This is a genomic window from Sphingomonas sp. OTU376 (assembly GCF_038440415.1).
Classification (GTDB): Bacteria; Pseudomonadota; Alphaproteobacteria; order Sphingomonadales; family Sphingomonadaceae; genus Sphingomonas; species Sphingomonas kyeonggiensis_A.
Genome location: NZ_JASATQ010000033.1, coordinates 20,450 through 38,549 on the forward strand (window position 1 = coordinate 20,450; position 18,100 = coordinate 38,549).

The window sequence follows — 18,100 nt, forward strand, 5'->3', positions numbered from 1 at the left end:
AGGTCGCGCCCCGCTCCGCCGCCCGCCCGGTCTCGCACCAGGGCATGAAGCTGATCCCTGGCGGCAGCTTCATGATGGGATCGGAGCAATTCTACGAGGAGGAGCGCCCGCTCCGCCGGGTGCGGGTGGACAGCTTCTGGATCGATGCGACGCCGGTCACCAACGCGCAGTTTGCCGCGTTCATTGCCGCGACAGGATACCGGACCTTTGTCGAGAAGGCTCCCGATCCGAAGGACTATCCGGGGATGGACCCGGCGCTGGCGGTGCCGGGTTCGCTGGTCTTCCAGCGCACGCCCCAGCCGGTATCGCTCGACGATCATGGCCAGTGGTGGGCGTTCGTGCCCGGTGCCGACTGGCGGCATCCAACCGGTCCGGACAGCAGCATCGCGGGGATCGAGGACCATCCGGTCGTCCATGTCGCGTTCGAGGATGCCGATGCCTATGCCAAATGGGCGGGCAAGGCGCTGCCGACCGAGGCCGAATGGGAGTTCGCGGCGCGCGGCGGACTGGTCGACAAGGAATATGCCTGGGGCGACGAGCTGGCGCCGGGCGGCGCGATCCTCGCCAATTACTGGCAGGGCATGTTCCCCTTCGCGACGCTCAAGCCCGACGACCAGTATCGCACGACGGCGGCCGGCAGCTTCCCGGCCAATGGCTATGGCCTTTCCGACATGATCGGCAATGTCTGGGAGTGGACGCGCGACTGGTATGGCGCGCCGCAGCCGGGCAAGGGCAGCTGCTGCGAGGCGGTGAACCCGCGCGGCGCCACGATCGGCGACAGTTTCGAGTCGCATGCGCCGGGAGCGAAGATCGGGCGGCGGGTGCTCAAGGGCGGCTCGCATCTGTGCGCGGTCAATTATTGCCAGCGCTACCGGCCGGCGGCGCGCCATCCCCAGCAGATCGATAGCGCGACCAGCCATATCGGCTTTCGCTGCGTCTCGCGGAAAGTCTAGGCCACCGCCGGTCGCAGGCATGGCGCACCCAAACCATGTGGTGCTTGCCTCCCCGCCCGGTGCGGGGCATGGGATAGGGGTCTGCCGCGAGGCATATTCTACAAGGCGGGAAGCCGGGAAAAGGGCATGAAGGACAAACTCGTAGTGCTGATCGGCGGCGGCGGTTTCGTCGGCCGCTATGTTGCCCAGGAACTGCTTGCCGCGGGCGCCCGGGTGCGCATCGCGCAGCGCCGTCCGCGCGACGCCTGGTTCCTCAAGCCGCTCGGCGATCTCGGCCAGACCCAGTTCGTCGCCGCCGACGTGACCCGGCCCGATTCGGTCGTCGCCGCGGTGGCCGGCGCCGACGCCGTCATCAACCTGGTCGGCGTGCTCAAGGGCGATTTCGATGCCGTCAACGCCGGTGGCGCGCGCAATGTCGCCGAAGCCGCCAGGGCGGCCGGTGTCGGGACGCTGATCCATTTCTCCGCGCTGGGCGCCGAGGCGGATTCCGCCTCCGCCTATGGCCGGACCAAGGCGGCGGGCGAGGCGGCGGTGCGCCAGGCGTTCCCGGACGCGATCCTCCTGCGCCCGTCCTTCATCTTCGGCCGCGAGGACCAGTTCACCAATCGCTTCGCCGCGATGGTCGGCATGGGGCCGGTGGTGCCGGTGCTGCGCGCGGACGTGCGCTTCCAGCCGGTCTATGTCGTCGACGTCGCCAGGGCAGTCGCCGCCGCGCTCGCCGATCCGGAAGCGCATGCGGGCAAGACCTATGCGCTGGCCGGTGCCGACACGCTGACCATGGCGGGCCTGTTCCGCTGGCTGGCAGGGGCGACGGGCCACAACCCGACCTTTGTCGAGCTGCCCGATGCGATCGGCGCGCTGATCGCGGCACTGCCGGGCACGCCGATCACGCGCGACCAGTGGCGCATGCTCCAGGCGGACAATGTCGCGGGCGACCTGCCCGGGCTCGCCGCGCTGGGCGTGGTGCCGACGCCGCTCGCCACCGCCGCACCGGCCTGGCTGGTGCGCTACCGGCGCCATGGCCGCTTCGGCAAGCTCGCCGCCTGACCCTTTCTATCCGCGCCCGTCGGCGCATCGGAGCCTGATCTCGCATGAGCGAAACCCTCGTCGCGATCCTCCTCGGCATTGTCGAGGGGATCACCGAATTCCTGCCGGTCTCGTCGACCGGGCATCTGATCCTCGCTTCCGAGCTGATGGGCTATGATTCCGCGACCTGGGGGATGTTCAACGTCGTCATCCAGCTCGGCGCGATCCTGGCGGTGGTCGTGCTCTACTGGCGGACCTTCTGGGCAGTGGCTGAAGGGCTCATCAAGCTGAACCCGGTCTCGATCCGCTTCGTGCGCAACCTGCTGATCGCCTTCATCCCGGCAGCGGTGATCGGCCTCGCGCTCCACAAGCATATCGAGGCGCTGCTCGGCCAGCCCATGGTGGTGGCCTGGGCGCTGGTGATCGGCGGCATCGCCATCCTGGTGATCGAGCGGCTGGCGAAGACCGCCACGATCCACGGCATCGCCGAGATCCCGCTGGTCCGCACGATCGGCATCGGCTTCATCCAGTGCATCGCGATGATCCCGGGCGTGAGCCGCTCGGGCGCTACGATCATGGGCGCGCTCAGCCTGGGCGTCGAGCGGCGCACCGCCGCCGAGTTCAGCTTCTTCCTCGCCATCCCGACCATGCTCGGCGCGACCGTGCTCGAGCTCGCCAAGAATCGCGACGCGATCGCATCGGCCCGGGTCGGCTGGGACGAGATCGGGATCGGCTTCGTCACGGCCTTTGTCGTCGCGATCGTGGTCATCAAGCTGTTCGTCGGCATCGTCTCCAAGCACGGCTTCGCGCCCTTTGCCTGGTACCGAATCATCGCCGGTATCGGCGCGATCGCCTGGCTTTCGATGCGATAAGGTCCGGATCGGCCATAAAATGGCGCAATAATCTTTCAATTTTGTGCCGAAACCGTCGAAAAACATAATATAGGTCAGCTTTGCTGACTTTTATCGACTCGCTTGCGGCGTTAGGCGCGCTGCATGGCGGAAACGATGCTCAAATTCGTTGGAACGGCGCAGGCTTATCCCGGCAAGCGCGAGGCGGAACTGCGTGCGGAGGATTTCCGCGAGATCGCGGATCGCTATGCGGTGCCCAGCGCCGAGGAACAGTCGAGCCGCTGCTCGCAATGCGGCGTGCCCTATTGCTCGGTGCACTGTCCGCTCCACAACCATATCCCCGACTGGCTGCGCCTGACCGCCGAGGGGCGGCTGCGCGAAGCCTATCAGCTGTCGAACAGCACCTCGACCATGCCCGAGATCTGCGGCCGCATCTGCCCGCAGGATCGGCTGTGCGAAGGCAATTGCGTGATCGAGTTTTCCGGCCACGGCGCGGTGACGATCGGCTCGGTCGAGAAGTTCATCACCGACACCGCCTGGGAAGAAGGCTGGGTGGAGCCGGTTGCAGTCGGCCCGGCACGCGGCCAGTCGGTCGGCATCATCGGTGCGGGCCCGGCCGGGCTCGCCGCCGCCGAATACCTCCGCGAATATGGCTATGAGGTGCATGTCTATGACCGGCATGATCGCGCCGGCGGGCTGCTCACCTATGGCATTCCCGGCTTCAAGCTGGAGAAGCATGTCGTCATGCGCCGCATCGAGCGGCTCGAGCAGGGCGGCGTGGTCTTCCATCTCGGCTTCGAAGTCGGCCGCGAGGCCAATCTCGACGAACTGCGCAAGCGCCACACCACGCTGCTGATCGCCACCGGCGTCTACAAGGCGCGCGGCATCCAGGCGCCCGGCGTCGGCGCCAAGGGAATCGTCGAGGCGCTCGACTATCTCACCGCGTCGAACCGCAAGGGCTTTGGCGATGCCGTGCCCGCGTTCGATGATGGCAGCCTCGATGCCAACGGCAAGCATGTCGTGGTGATCGGCGGCGGCGACACCGCGATGGACTGCGTGCGCACCGCCGTGCGCCAGGGGGCCACCTCGGTGAAGTGCCTCTATCGCCGCGACCGTGCCAACATGCCGGGTTCGCAGCGCGAGACCGCCAATGCCGAGGAGGAAGGCGTCGAGTTCGTCTGGCTTTCCGCTCCCGAAGCCTTTGACGGCGTCGACACGGTCACCGGCGTGCGCGCCAGCCGCATGCGCCTCGGTGCGCCCGACGCCTCGGGCCGCCGTGCGCCGGAAGTCGATCCGGGCGGCGCGTTCCAGCTCAAGGCCGATCTCGTCATCAAGGCGCTCGGCTTCGAGCCCGAGGACCTGCCGCGGATGTTCGGTGCCGAGGAACTGGGCGTCACCCGCTGGGGCACGCTGCGCACCGACGGGCGCACGATGATGACCAGCCTCGACGGCGTTTTCGCAGCGGGCGATATTGTCCGCGGCGCGAGTCTCGTCGTCTGGGCGATTCGCGACGGCCGCGATGTCGCGGCGCACATGCATGCCTGGATGCGCGCCCGTGCCGATACCGCGCGGGCTGCCTGAGGAAGTCGTCCCGATGAAGCCCTTGCTTGCCGCCCTTGCCCTTGGTGTCGCCGCCCTCCCGGCCTCGGCCTTTGCCGCCGCGCCGGTGAGCGCGCCTGCGGCCGAAGGTGATCTCCAGAAGCTCGTCGCGCTGATGGCGCCCGAGGATTCGATCGGGCGCATCGCCGGCCGCGCCTTCGACCTCGGCATGGACCAACAGCTTGCCGCCGACCCGAAGATGAAGGCGGCCTATGACGCCAATCCCGGGCTGCGCGAGCAGGTCGGCGGGCAGCTGCGCGGCCAGTTCACGCGCATCCTGGTCGCGGCTTTGCCGTCGCTGCGCGGCGAGATCGAGACCATCCTCAAGGCCGAGCTCACCCCGGGCGAGATCGCCGACACGCTGACCTTCTTCGCCAGCCCGACGGGCCAGAAGGTGCGCGCCGAAGTCTATGAGGCGATGGGCAACGCGCCGGGCCAGTCGCCGCAGGAAATGCAGCAGGCGGCAATGGCGGCGGTGATGGCGAAGATGACGCCCGAGGATTATCCGGCGCTGATGGCGTTCGCCGGCAGCACCGCGGCGCAGAAGATGGGCAGCCTCAACCCGAAGATCGCCGCGGCCAGCCAGGCTTGGGCGCTCAAGCTGGTCGCCGCCAATCGCCCGCAGATGGAAGGTTTCGCGACCCGCGCTGCGGCGGAGTATCTGGCGAAGAAGAAGGGCGGCCAGTGAAGGCGTGGCGCCTTGCCGCGACGCTGCTGCTCGCGCCGCTCCTGGCGCCGGCGCCGCTGCTCGCGCAGGGCGTGGCCGAGGCATCGCCCGCTGCCGCGCTCGCGAAGCGTATCGCGAACCTCACCTTCGCGCCCAGTGCTGACGCACGGCAGGCATTTGTCGATTCCTTTGTGAAGAAGTTCGCCGAGGGGCTTGAGAGCGACGCGGGGAGCCGGGCACTTTTCAAGCAGCACCCGGCGGCACGCGATGCGGCGCTGCGCGCGGCCCAGCAGGGCGCCGGCGAGCAATATGACGCGGCCTTCGCACCGGCGCTGACCGATACCGTCGCGGCATTCTATCGGGAGCATTTCTCGCTCGCCGAGCTGGTCGAGATCGAGCGCTATTATGCCAGTCCGCAATCGGCGCGCGTGATCCGCAGCTTCTCCTCGCCGGGCGGCGCCGCCGAAGTGGCCGCGGCCAAGGCGGATCCCGTGGTGGTGGCCTATCGGGCTTCGCCCGTCGGCACGAAGGAACATGCGCTCACCGGGGCGCTGGCGACCGCGGTGGTCAACAACAGCGTCACAACCGGGCAGCGCGTGGCCCAGGCAATTCTTCCCAAGGTGCGGCAGGCAGTACGCACGGCAACGAGCAGTTCGAGGCAGCAATGATCAGCACCCTTTCCACCGAACGTGAGCGGCTGGCTCGCGAGGGCATGTACCGTCCCGAGTTTGAGGGCGATGCCTGCGGCGTCGGCATGGTTGCCGCGACCGACGGCCAGCCCTCGCGCCGCGTCGTCCAGTCGGCGATCGATGCGCTGAAGGCGGTGTGGCACCGCGGCGCGGTCGATGCCGATGGCAAGACCGGCGACGGTGCCGGCCTGCATGTCGACCTGCCGGTGCGCTTCTTCGACGATGCGATCGCCGCGGGCGGGCACCGCGTGCTGCCGAACCGGCTGGCCGTGGGCATGGTGTTCCTGCCGCGCACCGATCTGGGCGCGCAGGAAGTGTGCCGTACGATCGTCGAGTCCGAGATCATTGAGGCGGGCTACACCATCTATGGCTGGCGCCAGGTGCCGGTCGACGTCTCGGTCATCGGCATGAAGGCGCAGGCGACGCGCCCCGAGATCGAGCAGATCATGATCGCCGGCCCGCAGCCGGACGCGATGGACGCCGCCGAGTTCGAGAAGGAGCTCTATCTGGTGCGCCGCCGGATCGAGAAGGCGGTGATCGCCGCGCAGATCAGCGGCTTCTACATCTGCTCGCTGTCGACCCGCTCGATCATCTACAAGGGGCTGTTCCTCGCCGAGAGCCTGTCGGACTTCTATCCGGACCTCAAGGACGAGCGCTTCACCAGCCGCGTCGCGATCTTCCACCAGCGCTATTCGACCAACACCTTCCCGCAATGGTGGCTGGCGCAGCCGTTCCGTTGCCTTGCCCATAACGGCGAGATCAACACGATCCGCGGCAACAAGAACTGGATGCGCAGCCACGAGATCAAGATGGCGAGCATCGCGTTCGGCGAGCGCAGCGAAGACATCAAGCCGGTGATCCCGGCGGGCGCATCGGACACCGCCGCGCTCGACGCGGTGTTCGAGGCGATCTGCCGCTCGGGCCGCGACGCGCCGACCGCCAAGCTGATGCTGGTGCCCGAGGCATGGGACGATACGACGCCCGAGGGGCACCGGGCGATGTACAAGTATCTCGCCTCGGTGATGGAGCCGTGGGACGGTCCGGCCGCGCTGGCGATGACCGATGGTCGCTGGGCGGTTGCCGGCGTCGACCGCAATGCGCTGCGTCCGCTGCGCTACACCCAGACCAGCGATGGACTGCTGATCGTCGGCTCCGAGACCGGCATGGTCCAGATTCCCGAATCGACCGTGGTCGCCAAGGGCCGGATGGGTCCGGGCCAGATGATCGCCGTCGATCTCGATCAGGGCGTGCTGCTCTTTGACAAGGCGATCAAGGACCAGGTCGCCGGCGAGCATGACTATGCCGGGATGATCGGCGAGTTCATGACCGTGGCGGACCTGCCCGAGCCGGAGGCAGCGCCGCTGCGCTTCGACCGTGCCGAGCTGACGCGCCGCCAGGTTGCGGCAGGGCAGACGCTCGAGGACATGGAGTTGATCCTTGCTCCGATGGTCGAGACCGCCAAGGAAGCGATCGGCTCGATGGGCGACGATACGCCGCTGGCGGTCATCTCGGACAAGCCACGACTGATCAGCCAGTTCTTCCGCCAGAATTTCTCGCAGGTCACCAACCCGCCGATCGACAGCCTTCGCGAGCGCCAGGTGATGACGCTCAAGACGCGCTTCGGGAACCTGGCCAACATTCTTGATGCCGATGGCGGCGGCTCGAAGGTGCTGGTGCTCGAAAGCCCGGTGCTGACCAATGGCGACTGGGAGCGGCTGCGCGCCCATTTCGGCAGCCAGTCGGCCGAGATCGACTGCACCTTCCCGGCGGGCGGCAGCCCGGAGGACCTGCGCGAGGCGATCAAGCGCATCCGCTATGAAGCCGAGCAGGCGGTCCGCGCCGGCTGCACCGAGCTGTTCCTCACCGATGAGCATGTATCGGCCGATCGCGCGGCGATCGCCGGCGTGCTGGCGGCGGCGGCGGTGCACACGCATCTCGTCCGCCGCGGCCTGCGCTCCTATGCCAGCGTCAATGTCCGCTCTGCCGAGTGCCTCGACACCCATTATTACGCGGTGCTGATCGGCGTCGGCGCGACCACGGTGAACGCCTATCTGACCGAAGCCTCGATCGCGGATCGCCACGGCCGCGGCCTGTTCGGCGACATCAGCATCGAGGAGTGCCTCAAGCGCCATCGCAAGGCGATCGACGAGGGCCTGCTCAAGATCATGTCGAAGATGGGGATCGCAGTGATCTCCTCCTATCGCGGCGGCTACAACTTCGAGGCGGTCGGTCTCAGCCGCGCGCTGGTCAACGATCTGTTCCCGGGCATGCCCGCCAAGATCTCGGGCGAGGGCTATGCCTCGCTCCACCTCTCGGCGATGATGCGCCACGAGCTGGCCTATGACCGCGGCGTCGCGACGCTGCCGATCGGCGGCTTCTATCGCCAGCGCCATGGCGGCGAGACGCATGCCTATTCGGCGCAACTGATGCACCTGCTGCAGACGGCGGTATCGACCGACAGCTACTCGTCCTACATGGCCTTCTCGCGCGGGGTGCGCGACCTGCCGCCGGTCTATCTGCGCGATCTGCTCGAGTTCAACTTCCCGAACGAGGGCGTGCCGATCGACCAGGTCGAGGCGATCACCGAGATCCGCAAGCGTTTCGTCACGCCGGGCATGTCGCTGGGTGCATTGAGCCCCGAGGCGCATGAGACGCTGGCGATCGCGATGAATCGCATTGGCGCCAAGGCGGTGTCAGGCGAGGGCGGCGAGGACAAAGCGCGCTACACGCCTTACGAGAATGGCGACAACGCCAACTCGACGATCAAGCAGATCGCCTCGGGCCGGTTCGGCGTCACCGCCGAATATCTCAACGCCTGTGACGAGATCGAGATCAAGGTCGCGCAGGGCGCCAAGCCCGGCGAGGGCGGGCAGCTGCCCGGCTTCAAGGTTACCGAGTTCATCGCCAAGCTGCGCCACGCGACGCCGGGGGTCACGCTGATCTCGCCGCCGCCGCACCACGACATCTATTCGATCGAGGATCTGGCGCAGCTCATCTATGACCTGAAGATGATCAACCCGCGCGCGCGTGTCTGCGTCAAGCTGGTCAGCTCGGCCGGCATCGGCACCGTGGCGGCAGGCGTCGCCAAGGCGCATGCCGATGTCATTCTGGTCGCCGGCCATGTCGGCGGCACCGGCGCTTCGCCCCAGACCAGCGTCAAATATGCCGGCACGCCCTGGGAAATGGGCCTGACCGAAGTCAACCAGACGCTGACGCTCAACGGCTTGCGCGGCCGGGTGAAGCTGCGCACCGATGGCGGCCTCAAGACCGGGCGCGACATCGTCGTCGCCGCGATCCTGGGCGCCGAGGAGTTCGGCATCGGCACGCTGTCGCTGGTCGCGATGGGCTGCATCATGGTCCGCCAGTGCCATTCGAACACCTGTCCGGTGGGCGTCTGCACCCAGGATGAGAAGCTGCGCGCCAAGTTCGTCGGCACGCCGGAGAAGGTCATCAACCTGATGACCTTCATCGCCGAGGAAGTCCGCGAGATCCTCGCGCGGCTGGGCTTCAAGAGCCTCGACGAAGTGATCGGCCGCACCGAGCTGCTCCGCCAGGTCAGCCGCGGCGCCGAGCATCTCGACGATCTCGATCTCAACCCGATCCTCGCCAAGGTCGATGCCGACGACGCCGAGCGCCGCTTCAGCCTATCGACCTTCCGCAACGAAGTGCCCGACAGCCTCGATGCGCAGATGATCAAGGATGCCGCCCCGGTCTTCGCGCGCCGCGAGAAGATGCAGCTGACGTACAATGTGCGGAACACCCACCGCGCGGTCGGCACGCGCCTGTCGTCCGAGATCACGCGCCTGTACGGCATGTCGACGCTGGCGGACGGCCATGTTCATGTCCGCCTGCGCGGCTCGGCCGGCCAGTCGCTCGGCGCCTTCCTGTGCAAGGGCGTGACGCTCGAAGTGTTCGGCGACAGCAACGACTATGTCGGCAAGGGCCTGTCGGGCGGCACCATCGTGGTGCGTCCGCTGGTCAGCTCGCCGGTGGAGAGCTGGAAGAACACGATCATCGGCAACACCGTGCTCTACGGCGCGACCTCCGGCACGCTGTTCGCCGCCGGCCAGGCGGGCGAGCGCTTCGCGGTGCGCAACTCGGGCGCCGAAGTGGTGGTCGAGGGCTGCGGCGCGAACGGCTGCGAGTACATGACCGGTGGAACCGCGGTGCTGCTCGGCGATGTTGGCATGAACTTCGGTGCGGGCATGACCGGCGGCATGGCCTTCGTCTATGATCCGGACGACAGCTTCGCCTCGCGTGCCAATCCGGAAAGCATCATCTGGCAGCGGCTTTCGTCGGCGCACTGGGAAGCCAGGCTGCGCGCGCTGGTCGAGGCGCATGTCGCGGCGACCGACAGCAAATGGGCGGCCGGACTGCTCGAGGACTGGGACCGTGTGCTCGGCAGTTTCTGGCAGGTCGTGCCGAAGGAAATGCTGACCCGCCTGCCGGTGCCGCTCAACGACGACACCGCCGAGGCCGTGGCGGCGGAATGAGGTGACGGCCCGGCCCGCCCGGCATCCCATCCGGGATTACTGGCGCGAAGGTGTCGCGGCATTGGTGCTGCTCGCGGTCGGGGCATTCTTCGCCTGGCCGAGCTGGGAAGGGCTGCCGCGCCGCGAGGGCACGCAGATCGTGGGAACGGGTACCATCCGTGACCTTCGGCAAGGCGTGCCGTCGGGAGGCAAGTACACGCTGGCGCACGGACCGATCGCCGTGATCGAAGTCACGATGCCGGGCGGCGGCGTGCAGCGCTTCACCGGCGATCCGGGCCTGCTCGATCGGTGCCGTCGCGGCGATACGGTTGCCCTCACGCGATACCAGAATGATCGCGGCAAGTTCGCCTGGGCGTTGAAGGCGGATTCCTGCGGCGGCAATCCGCGCTGAACGGCTCGTCGCAAGCCCCTGCATATCTGCCAAGCCTTTGTGATATAAAGCGCGCATATCCGAGTCCGCCCTCCGGAGCGTAACATGCGTCTTGCCCTGACCGCCGCCCTGCTCTGCGCCGCCGCCACGCCGGCGCTTGCCCAGTCCCAGCCCGAGCCCAGCACCCGCGACAAGACCGAGGCGCTCGCCCGCGCGCTCAACAATCCGATGGTGCAGGAAGGCGCCGCAGCGATGCTCACCAACCTGGCCGGCATCGTGCTCGATACCCGCGTCGGCCCCGCCGCGCGCTATATCGACCCGACGATCGGCGAGCAGGATACGCTGCGCGATATCCAGCGCCGCCGCGATCCCAATTTCGAGAAGAACTTCCATAACGACGCCCGCAGCGCCGTCGTGATTGCCGGCAAGCTGACCGAGGGCGCGCTGCAGATGCAGGACTCGCTCGACCAGACCGCCGCCCGCCTGCGCGCCGCGCTGGCGCCGCTGCGTGGGGCGCTTACGACCAAATAAGCGCTTTTGCCCGGCAATCGCTTTACGCGGGCGCGTACCGAGTCCTAAAGCGACTGGATGTGGCAGCTTTACCAATTCCCGCTCTGTCCCTTCTCGCGCAAGGTCCGGCTGCTGCTGGGCGAGAAGGGCGTAGGCTATGAGCCGGTGCGGGAATCGCCCTGGCTGCGGCGCGACGAGTTTCTCGACCTGAACCCGACCGGGCAGGTGCCGGTGATGGTCGATGACGAGCGCGGCGTGACGCTGATCGATTCGCAGGTGATCTGCGAGTTCTTCGAGGAGACGGTGAACAAGGCGCCGATGCTCAACGGCACCGCCACCGATCGCGCCGAGATCCGCCGCCTGGCGATCTGGTTCGACACCAATTTCTATGCCGAGATCACCGCGCCCCTGCTCCACGAGCGGATGCTCAAGCGCATCGTCTACAAGCAGTCGCCCGATGGCCAGGCGCTGCGCAATGCGATGAAGGCGGCGGTCAACCATCTCGATTACATCGATTATCTGCTCGATCACCGCACCTGGCTGGCCGGCCCGACGATGAGCCTGGCCGATCTGGCGGCAGCCGCGCAGATCTCGATCGCCGATTATCTCGGCGGCATCGACTGGAAGAGCCATGAGCAGGCCAAGGGCTGGTACATCCGCATGAAGAGCCGCCCGAGCTTCCGCCCGCTGCTCAGCGAGCGGATGGAAGGCATCCCGCCCCCCGCCGATTACGAGAAGCTCGACCTGTAGCTCTCATCGTCACCCCGGCCTTGAGCCGGGGTCCCGCTGCCTCAGGCTGGCGAAGGAGAAGCGGGATCCCGGCTCGGGGCCGGGATGACGTGACAGATGGGAGCCTCCCGCTTTCTCATCGGTTCAGCTGCCGAGGAGAAAGCGATGCTCGAACATCTTCCCCATTGGCTCGGCAAGGCGCTGAGCCCGTTTCGTGCCGGTGCCGACAAGCTGGCGATCGTCCGGCCCGAGCTGGCCGGCGAAGGCGTGATCCACCTTGCCAGCCCGGCCTTCGCCAATGACGGGCGCCTGCCCGATCGCTTCACCGCCGATGGCGAGGGCGTGTCGCCGCCTTTGTTCTGGACCGGGGTGCCCGAGGGAACGGCGCGGCTGGTGCTGATCGTCGAGGATCCCGATGCGCCGACGCCGCAGCCGGTGGTGCACGGGATCGTCTGGGGCCTGCTCATCGACGGCAACCTCAAGGAGGGCGAGATCGCGCCCGATGGCGCCGGCGGTGCCGAGGGCGAGGATGTTGGGCGCAACAGCGTGTTCGTCGAGGGCTGGCTGCCGCCCGATCCGCCCAATGGGCATGGCGAGCATAACTACGCCTTTCAGATCTTCGCGCTGACCGAAGGACCTGACCCGGGCGAGAATCCGGGCCGTGGCGCCGTGCTGCGGGCGATGGAAGGCAGGGTGATCGCCGCGGGGCTGCTCACCGGCACCTATTCCCGCGGCGAGGAAGCGCCGATCGGCCCGGTCGGGGCAAGCGCCACCGCCTGATAGCGGCCCTGCTCGAAAGCCGCTTGCCGCGATCGCGCCCGCCTGCCACCTGATGCTCGCCTCGCGGGGAGCATCATGCGACAAGGGTTTGCGCGCGCATTTCTATTGGCGCTTGCCGTCCTGCTGGGCGGCTGCTGGTCGCATGCCTATCCGCAGCGCGAGCGCTTCCTGGCACCGGCCGATCTCGATCCGGCTGCGGCCAGGCGTGCCGAGCTGTTCGTCGATATGAACGGCACCTTCTATCCCGACGGCTGGCGCAGCTATGCCGATCGCGGCAAGCTGAAGGCCGGCAGCCTGCTTGACGAAGCGCTGGGCAAGCCCGGGCTCGACGCCCTGATCGCGCGCGAGGAAGCACGGCAGCTCGCCGATATCGAGGCGTTTGCACGGGACAAGAAACGGATCTTCGTGCTGATCCATGGCTTCAACAGCGAGATCGACGACAGCGAGCCGCCCTTTGACACGATCGAGGCGCAGCTCGATCTCGGGCCGGACGACGGCGTGATCCGCTTCAACTGGGACGGGCTCACCGGCAAGCTACTCGGTGCGGGCAAGATCTGGTTCCGTGCCACGGCGACCAGCCAGCTTGCCGGTTCGCGCGGGTTGCGCCGGGTGCTGGCGCGGATCAAGGGCAAGCAGGTCTATCTGATCAGCCATAGCCGCGGCGCATCGGTGATCCTGAGCGCGCTGGGCAATCCGGTCTATCATCGCGATTTCATTGCCAGGGCGCGCGAAGTCGCGGCGCGCTGGCATGGCGATTATTCGGCATTGCTCACGCCACCGCCCTTGCCGGACGGGGGCAATCGCATCCATGCGCTGATGCTGGCGCCGGCGATCGGCCGGATCGATTTCTGCGATCAGGGTCAGCAGGCGGCGATTGTGGACAGGCAGCCCTGCGGCAAGCTGCGGGATCTCGGGCCGCAGCTGGCGAGCCTGCGCTACACGGTCAACCGCGGCGATCCGGTGCTCGACAAGTTCATCGGGTTGAGCGGCAAGCTCAATCCCACCGATTTCGGGCTGAAGCCGGAGGTGGGCGAAGCCGTTCGGGATGAGGGCCGCTATTGCGGGATGCTCGGCTATGGCTTCCGCGAGCCGGAGCCGTTTCACGCCTTTCGCCGCTATGTCCGCCATGAGGCATTCCTGGCGATGCTGTACGACGAGGATATCTTGAAGCCGGGGGTGTTCCATCCCTTCCGGATGGTGCCGCCGCCGGGCTGGAGGCCCTGTCCGGGCCGCTGAGTCTCGGGTGTTTGGGCGGACCGAGCTTCCGCCTGGTGGTGGCCGCCGCCGGGCGGCTCGCAGGGTTCAGCCGAAGTGGCTGAAACCCTGCAGGCCGACCGTGGCGATCGTCATTGCGGTGATGGCGAATGATGCCGCACCGATCATCAGGCTACGCGTCATGCTTATCCTCTCCCTTCCGTCGTGTCCGGCGCCGATCATGCGATCGGAAGCGCGGACGACGAGAAGAGCAGGATGCCATAGCTGAGAACGACGGCGCCGATGACTGCAACGCTGTGCTGGAACGAGCTGATACGTACGGCCATTTTAACTTACTCCCTGTGTTTCGGTTGCCGGACCATCCGGCCTTGCCGATGCCAGATGAGTTGCAGGGAGCGTGCCAATTTTCTAAGTGATTGATTTCATTAGGAGCGCGATAGAAAGTTACGCGCAGTTGGGAAATTTCACGCTAAGCAATGGTGCATTTTCCCAATCAAAGGCGGACAGTCACTGTCCGATTCCGGTCAATCGAGGCGGATGCAGTTCCGGCCGCCATTCTTGGCGGCGTAGCAGAGCTGGTCGGCGCGGTGGAACACGGTGCCGAACATTTCGCCTTCCGCCGCGGCGCTCAGGCCGGCGGAGAAGGTGATCTCGCCAAGCGGGGCATCGGTCTCGCGCAGGCGGTAGCGCTTGGCCGACACGGCGATGCGGGCGCGATCGAGTATCTCGCGGGCAGTCCGGATGTCCACGCCGCTGAACAGCACGACGAATTCCTCGCCGCCATAGCGGGCGACGAGATGGCCCTTGCAGGTGTCCGACAGCGCTTCGCCGAGCGCCTTGAGCACCCGATCGCCCACGACATGGCCGAACCGGTCATTGACCGACTTGAAGTGATCGACGTCGCACACCGCCATGCAGATCCGGGTGCCCGCCGCGGCCTGGGCGGCATAGGCTTCCTCGAACGCACGGCGATTGGGCAGGCCGGTCAGCGGATCCTTGCGGGCGTTGTCGCGTGCTTCTTCCAGCTTGGTGCGCAGCTCGTTCGCTTCGCGGTTGGCGCTTTCCAGTCGCTCCTCGGCGGAGCGCACGCGCTCGAGCATCGTCGCGGTAAGGCGCTCGACCTCGACATTGTCGGCGCCGGAGCTGCGCATCGCGCGCGCGCTGGCGGCCAGGTCGCGGCCGAAATCGACGGTCTCGGCATGGATCGCGGTGACCATGTCCTGAAAGCCCTCGACCTGCATCTGGGTCTGGGCGACCAGGCCCTGGGCCTTTTCGATCGTCGCGGTCGGATTGCCGGCGACGGGCTGCGTGTCGCAGCCCAGCGTCTCGATGTCGCGCCGGGTGAGGCGGACGCCGCCATCGGTGAGCGCATGCACCGCCCGCGCGAGCGGCCCGTCGGGATTGGCGAGCAACTGATAGGCAAAGGCATAGTTCGCGGGATCAGGGTCGAGCCGCTGATCCACCAGGAACTCACCGATTCGGTCGTACAGGTTACGCGCGGCCTGGGACCCGCTTGCCACCCGAACGGCCTTCGCCGCGCCCATCTGCTTCAATGCCTCACCAGAAAATTGGTCCGACGGCATCAACCCTCAATGCCGTCTGGACACGGAATTACGGTGCAACTGCTAACATCCGGTGAGCAAAGCATGCGGAATCGTGAAAATGTCGAGGCCGCGGATCAATGCTTGTGCGAGGCCTTGTACTTCTGGACCGCGGCGAGCGACAGGCGGATGTGATCGGCGGGGCTCATGTCCGAATGGACGAACAGCACCTTGCCGTTCGGCGCGATCACATAGGAGGTCCGGCTGGTGATCGTCGTCGGCTTGCCGTCCTTGCCGGTGAGCAGCACGTCATAGCCCTTGATGATCTCCGGGCTGGCTGCGGCGACGGCGAACTTGCCGGCGCACTTCTCGGCCGAGAAGGCCTCGAGCTTCTCGACATTGCCGGCGGTCATGCCGATCACCGTGGCGCCGGCCTTCTGGAAGTCGGGCAGTGCCTCGGCGAATGCATGGGCCTCAGCGTTGCAGCCGGCGGTGAAGGCGGCGGGGAAGAAATAGAGGACGACCGGGCCCTTCTTGAGCGCGGCCTTGAGGTTCACCGTGAAGGGCTTGCCCGCCATCGCGCCGGGCGCGGTGAAGTCGGGCGCGACCTGGCCGGTCTGGAGCGCGGCGGTGGCCGGCATGGCGAGCGACAGGGCGGCGGCGGCAGTGATCAGCAATTTGCGCATGGCGATCCTCCTTAGATCCTCTCCCCGGCCTACCGCGTCAGTGCGATGCCGATCCGGGCATGGGTGTCGTTCTTGCGATAGTCGTCCAGTGCCTCGCCATAGCCGGTGAAGGCCTGGCCGAAGATATAGAAGCCCACGCCCTTCGCAATCCGCGCGAGCGGGTAGGAAACGAACAATTCGGCGGCGCCCTTGCCGGTCTCGAAATTGCCGCGGCCGGTGAGCGAGAGCTTGATTCCGTCCCGCTGGCCGATCGCGGCGGTAAGGCTGGTATAGCCGAAATAGTCCTTCACGTCGGGCGCGGTGCGGATCTGGCCGACATAGAACCAGGCCTGGGGGGCGATGTCGACATGCCAGTCTCCGCCCAGGTCGAAGGTCTTCTCGGCGCGGAGGTAGACGCGGTTGAGGTCGACCGAATCGAGCGCGCCGCGCCCGTTCGAATCGTGCCGGTAGCCGAGCGCGACCCTGGTGGTCTCGTCCAGGGGGATGTCGGCGTAGATTTCGGGGCTGTAGTTGGTCGAGCGGAACGGGCCCGAGGGCTGGTTCAGCGCCCAGAACATCGTCTGGGTATAGGCGAAGCGCAGGTTGCCGAGCTTGAGCGGGGCATTCTCGCTGAACGGGCGGAAGGCAAGGCTGACCTGAAGCTTGCCGCCGGCGTCTTTTAGCCCGAATGCGCCATAGACCGGCTCGTGCGGTTCGAATCGCTCGACAAAGGCGCCCGAGCTGCCCGTCGAGCTCTGCACCACGGTCTCGCCTTCGGGCATGTCGGCGGCCGCGTGCTGCTCGGTCGGCGGAACCGCGCGGCCGGCGATGCCCACCGGCACATAGCGTGCCTTGGCGAAGCCGTGCGGAGCGACCGTCGGCAGCGGACCCGGCGCGCGCTCCAGGACCAGGCGGGTGCCATCGACCGCAGTGATCTCGATCTGGCGTGGGCCGGAATCGGTGACCGGCGCTTCGCCTTCATTGACCAGGAACACCTCGACCCCGCGCAGCGCATCGGCTTCGGAAGCGGGCTGGGCGGGCACGGCGCGCAAGGTCTGCGCGGCGGCGGGGGTGGCGGCGAGGAACGCGATCGGGATCAGCAGGCGGCGCATCGGCGGGTGGAGTGACAAAGGTTTGTGACCTTGGCGAGTCAAAATCGGAACGCTAGGGCTTCCCCATGCCCGTGACTGCTGCCGATATCGCCCTTGCCGAACGCCTTGCCGATGTGGCCGGCGCCGCCATCCTGCCCTATTTCCGGGGTGCCCATGGCATGGAGGCCAAGGAGGATCAGTCCCCGGTAACCCTGGCCGACCGGGCTGCGGAAGAGGCCATGCGCAAGCTGATCATCGCCGAAAGGCCCATGGACGGCGTGCAGGGGGAGGAATTCGGAACGCGGGAGGGGAGCAGCGGAAAGACCTGGGTTCTCGACCCTATCGACGGCACCCGCGCGTTCATTGCCGGCCGCCCGATCTTCGGCACGCTGATCGCGCTGATCGAGGACGGCTGGCCGCTGCTCGGCATCATCGACCAGCCGGTGACAAAAGAGCGCTGGCTCGGCGTCGCCGGCCGCCCGACGCTGTTCAACGGCAAGCCCGCCGAGGCGCGCCGCTGCCGCGACCTCAAGGACGCGATCCTCGCCACGACCAGCCCGGCCCTGTTCGACGACGACCAGCTCCACGCCTTCGAGCATCTCGACAGCGCCGTGGCGAGCGTGGTGCTGGGCGGCGACTGCTATAATTACGGCTGCGTCGCCAGCGGCTGGCTCGACATCGTCGTCGAGGCCGGCCTCAAGCTCCACGACTTCGCCGCGCTGGTGCCGATCGTCGAGGGCGCCGGCGGGCGGATGTGCGACTGGCAGGGCGACCCCCTCCACGCCGGCAGCAACGGCGAAGTGATCGCCGCCGGCGACCCGGCGCGGATCGAGGAGATCCTCGAGGCGCTGGCCTGCCGCGGGCAGGGCCATCACCACCACGACCATTGAGCGATTTCCGACGGTTGAAATAGCGGCGGGC

At 67.2% G+C, this 18,100-nt stretch carries 16 protein-coding genes; 13 read left to right on the forward strand and 3 right to left on the reverse strand.

Annotated features, from left to right (window positions below):
* Nucleotides 1-44: 44 nt before the first annotated feature.
* The 12 genes from AAHM44_RS14535 (at nt 45) to AAHM44_RS14590 (ending at nt 13,903) form a co-directional block, all read left to right on the forward strand.
* Complete coding sequence (locus tag AAHM44_RS14535) at nt 45-953, forward strand: formylglycine-generating enzyme family protein (protein WP_342250442.1); 909 nt, start codon at nt 45-47, stop codon at nt 951-953.
* A gap of 126 nt (nt 954-1,079) precedes the next feature.
* The gene (locus tag AAHM44_RS14540) at nt 1,080-2,000 is read left to right on the forward strand and encodes a complex I NDUFA9 subunit family protein (RefSeq protein WP_342250429.1); all 921 of its coding nucleotides are present in this window, start codon (nt 1,080-1,082) and stop codon (nt 1,998-2,000) included.
* A gap of 44 nt (nt 2,001-2,044) precedes the next feature.
* Nucleotides 2,045-2,851, forward strand: a complete 807-nt coding sequence (locus tag AAHM44_RS14545; protein ID WP_342250430.1) for an undecaprenyl-diphosphate phosphatase — start codon at nt 2,045-2,047, stop codon at nt 2,849-2,851.
* Between the two features lie 123 nt (nt 2,852-2,974).
* Nucleotides 2,975-4,411 (forward strand): NAD(P)-dependent oxidoreductase, encoded by a 1,437-nt coding sequence (locus AAHM44_RS14550; protein ID WP_342250431.1) that lies wholly within the window; start codon nt 2,975-2,977, stop codon nt 4,409-4,411.
* 13 nt (nt 4,412-4,424) lie between these two features.
* A complete protein-coding gene (locus tag AAHM44_RS14555; protein WP_269573442.1) occupies nt 4,425-5,117 on the forward strand; it encodes a DUF2059 domain-containing protein in 693 nt (230 codons plus the stop codon).
* A complete protein-coding gene (locus tag AAHM44_RS14560) occupies nt 5,114-5,764 on the forward strand; it encodes a hypothetical protein (RefSeq protein ID WP_269573443.1) in 651 nt (216 codons plus the stop codon). Before AAHM44_RS14555 ends, AAHM44_RS14560 begins: the two co-directional genes overlap by 4 nt.
* Nucleotides 5,761-10,278, forward strand: coding sequence for a glutamate synthase large subunit (gene gltB / locus AAHM44_RS14565; RefSeq protein ID WP_342250432.1), 4,518 nt, complete (start codon nt 5,761-5,763; stop codon nt 10,276-10,278). The genes AAHM44_RS14560 and gltB overlap by 4 nt, the downstream gene beginning before the upstream one ends.
* Nucleotide 10,279: 1 nt before the next feature.
* Entirely contained in the window at nt 10,280-10,669 is a 390-nt protein-coding gene (locus AAHM44_RS14570) for a hypothetical protein (protein ID WP_269573445.1), read from the forward strand.
* Between the two features lie 84 nt (nt 10,670-10,753).
* Nucleotides 10,754-11,179, forward strand: a complete 426-nt coding sequence (locus AAHM44_RS14575; protein ID WP_269573446.1) for a hypothetical protein — start codon at nt 10,754-10,756, stop codon at nt 11,177-11,179.
* A gap of 57 nt (nt 11,180-11,236) precedes the next feature.
* A complete protein-coding gene (locus tag AAHM44_RS14580) occupies nt 11,237-11,908 on the forward strand; it encodes a glutathione S-transferase family protein (RefSeq protein WP_086127617.1) in 672 nt (223 codons plus the stop codon).
* Between the two features lie 144 nt (nt 11,909-12,052).
* Nucleotides 12,053-12,667 carry a YbhB/YbcL family Raf kinase inhibitor-like protein gene (locus tag AAHM44_RS14585; RefSeq protein ID WP_269573447.1) on the forward strand — a complete coding sequence of 205 codons (615 nt, stop codon included), beginning with the start codon at nt 12,053-12,055 and terminating at the stop codon, nt 12,665-12,667.
* A gap of 105 nt (nt 12,668-12,772) precedes the next feature.
* Nucleotides 12,773-13,903: an alpha/beta hydrolase gene (locus AAHM44_RS14590; RefSeq protein WP_342250433.1), complete on the forward strand. Its 1,131-nt coding sequence runs from the start codon at nt 12,773-12,775 to the stop codon at nt 13,901-13,903.
* 503 nt (nt 13,904-14,406) lie between these two features.
* On the opposite strand, the gene AAHM44_RS14595 is transcribed toward AAHM44_RS14590, so the two are convergent.
* From AAHM44_RS14595 to AAHM44_RS14605, 3 genes are all read right to left on the reverse strand, one after another.
* A complete protein-coding gene (locus tag AAHM44_RS14595; protein WP_342250434.1) occupies nt 14,407-15,465 on the reverse strand; it encodes a GGDEF domain-containing protein in 1,059 nt (352 codons plus the stop codon).
* Nucleotides 15,466-15,560: 95 nt separating this feature from the next.
* Nucleotides 15,561-16,109 carry a peroxiredoxin gene (locus AAHM44_RS14600; RefSeq protein WP_342250435.1) on the reverse strand — a complete coding sequence of 183 codons (549 nt, stop codon included), beginning with the start codon at nt 16,107-16,109 and terminating at the stop codon, nt 15,561-15,563.
* Nucleotides 16,110-16,138: 29 nt separating this feature from the next.
* Nucleotides 16,139-17,200: a phospholipase A gene (locus tag AAHM44_RS14605; RefSeq protein ID WP_342250436.1), complete on the reverse strand. Its 1,062-nt coding sequence runs from the start codon at nt 17,198-17,200 to the stop codon at nt 16,139-16,141.
* Nucleotides 17,201-17,265: 65 nt separating this feature from the next.
* Here AAHM44_RS14605 and hisN point away from each other — a divergent pair, with 65 nt between their 5' ends.
* Complete coding sequence (hisN, locus tag AAHM44_RS14610; protein ID WP_269573451.1) at nt 17,266-18,069, forward strand: histidinol-phosphatase; 804 nt, start codon at nt 17,266-17,268, stop codon at nt 18,067-18,069.
* Nucleotides 18,070-18,100: the final 31 nt, after the last annotated feature.

What these genes read in the sequence shown, in the direction of transcription:
- AAHM44_RS14535 (WP_342250442.1), top strand. Translation starts at nt 45, where the DNA reads ATGAAGCTGATCCCTGGCGGCAGCTTCATGATGGGATCGGAGCAATTC.
- hisN (WP_269573451.1), top strand. Translation starts at nt 17,266, where the DNA reads ATGCCCGTGACTGCTGCCGATATCGCCCTTGCCGAACGCCTTGCCGAT.
- AAHM44_RS14550 (WP_342250431.1), top strand. Translation starts at nt 2,975, where the DNA reads ATGGCGGAAACGATGCTCAAATTCGTTGGAACGGCGCAGGCTTATCCC.
- AAHM44_RS14600 (WP_342250435.1), bottom strand. Translation starts at nt 16,109, where the DNA reads ATGCGCAAATTGCTGATCACTGCCGCCGCCGCCCTGTCGCTCGCCATG.
- AAHM44_RS14585 (WP_269573447.1), top strand. Translation starts at nt 12,053, where the DNA reads ATGCTCGAACATCTTCCCCATTGGCTCGGCAAGGCGCTGAGCCCGTTT.
- AAHM44_RS14605 (WP_342250436.1), bottom strand. Translation starts at nt 17,200, where the DNA reads ATGCGCCGCCTGCTGATCCCGATCGCGTTCCTCGCCGCCACCCCCGCC.
- AAHM44_RS14580 (WP_086127617.1), top strand. Translation starts at nt 11,237, where the DNA reads ATGTGGCAGCTTTACCAATTCCCGCTCTGTCCCTTCTCGCGCAAGGTC.
- AAHM44_RS14555 (WP_269573442.1), top strand. Translation starts at nt 4,425, where the DNA reads ATGAAGCCCTTGCTTGCCGCCCTTGCCCTTGGTGTCGCCGCCCTCCCG.
- AAHM44_RS14545 (WP_342250430.1), top strand. Translation starts at nt 2,045, where the DNA reads ATGAGCGAAACCCTCGTCGCGATCCTCCTCGGCATTGTCGAGGGGATC.
- AAHM44_RS14575 (WP_269573446.1), top strand. Translation starts at nt 10,754, where the DNA reads ATGCGTCTTGCCCTGACCGCCGCCCTGCTCTGCGCCGCCGCCACGCCG.
- AAHM44_RS14595 (WP_342250434.1), bottom strand. Translation starts at nt 15,465, where the DNA reads ATGCCGTCGGACCAATTTTCTGGTGAGGCATTGAAGCAGATGGGCGCG.
- gltB (WP_342250432.1), top strand. Translation starts at nt 5,761, where the DNA reads ATGATCAGCACCCTTTCCACCGAACGTGAGCGGCTGGCTCGCGAGGGC.
- AAHM44_RS14540 (WP_342250429.1), top strand. Translation starts at nt 1,080, where the DNA reads ATGAAGGACAAACTCGTAGTGCTGATCGGCGGCGGCGGTTTCGTCGGC.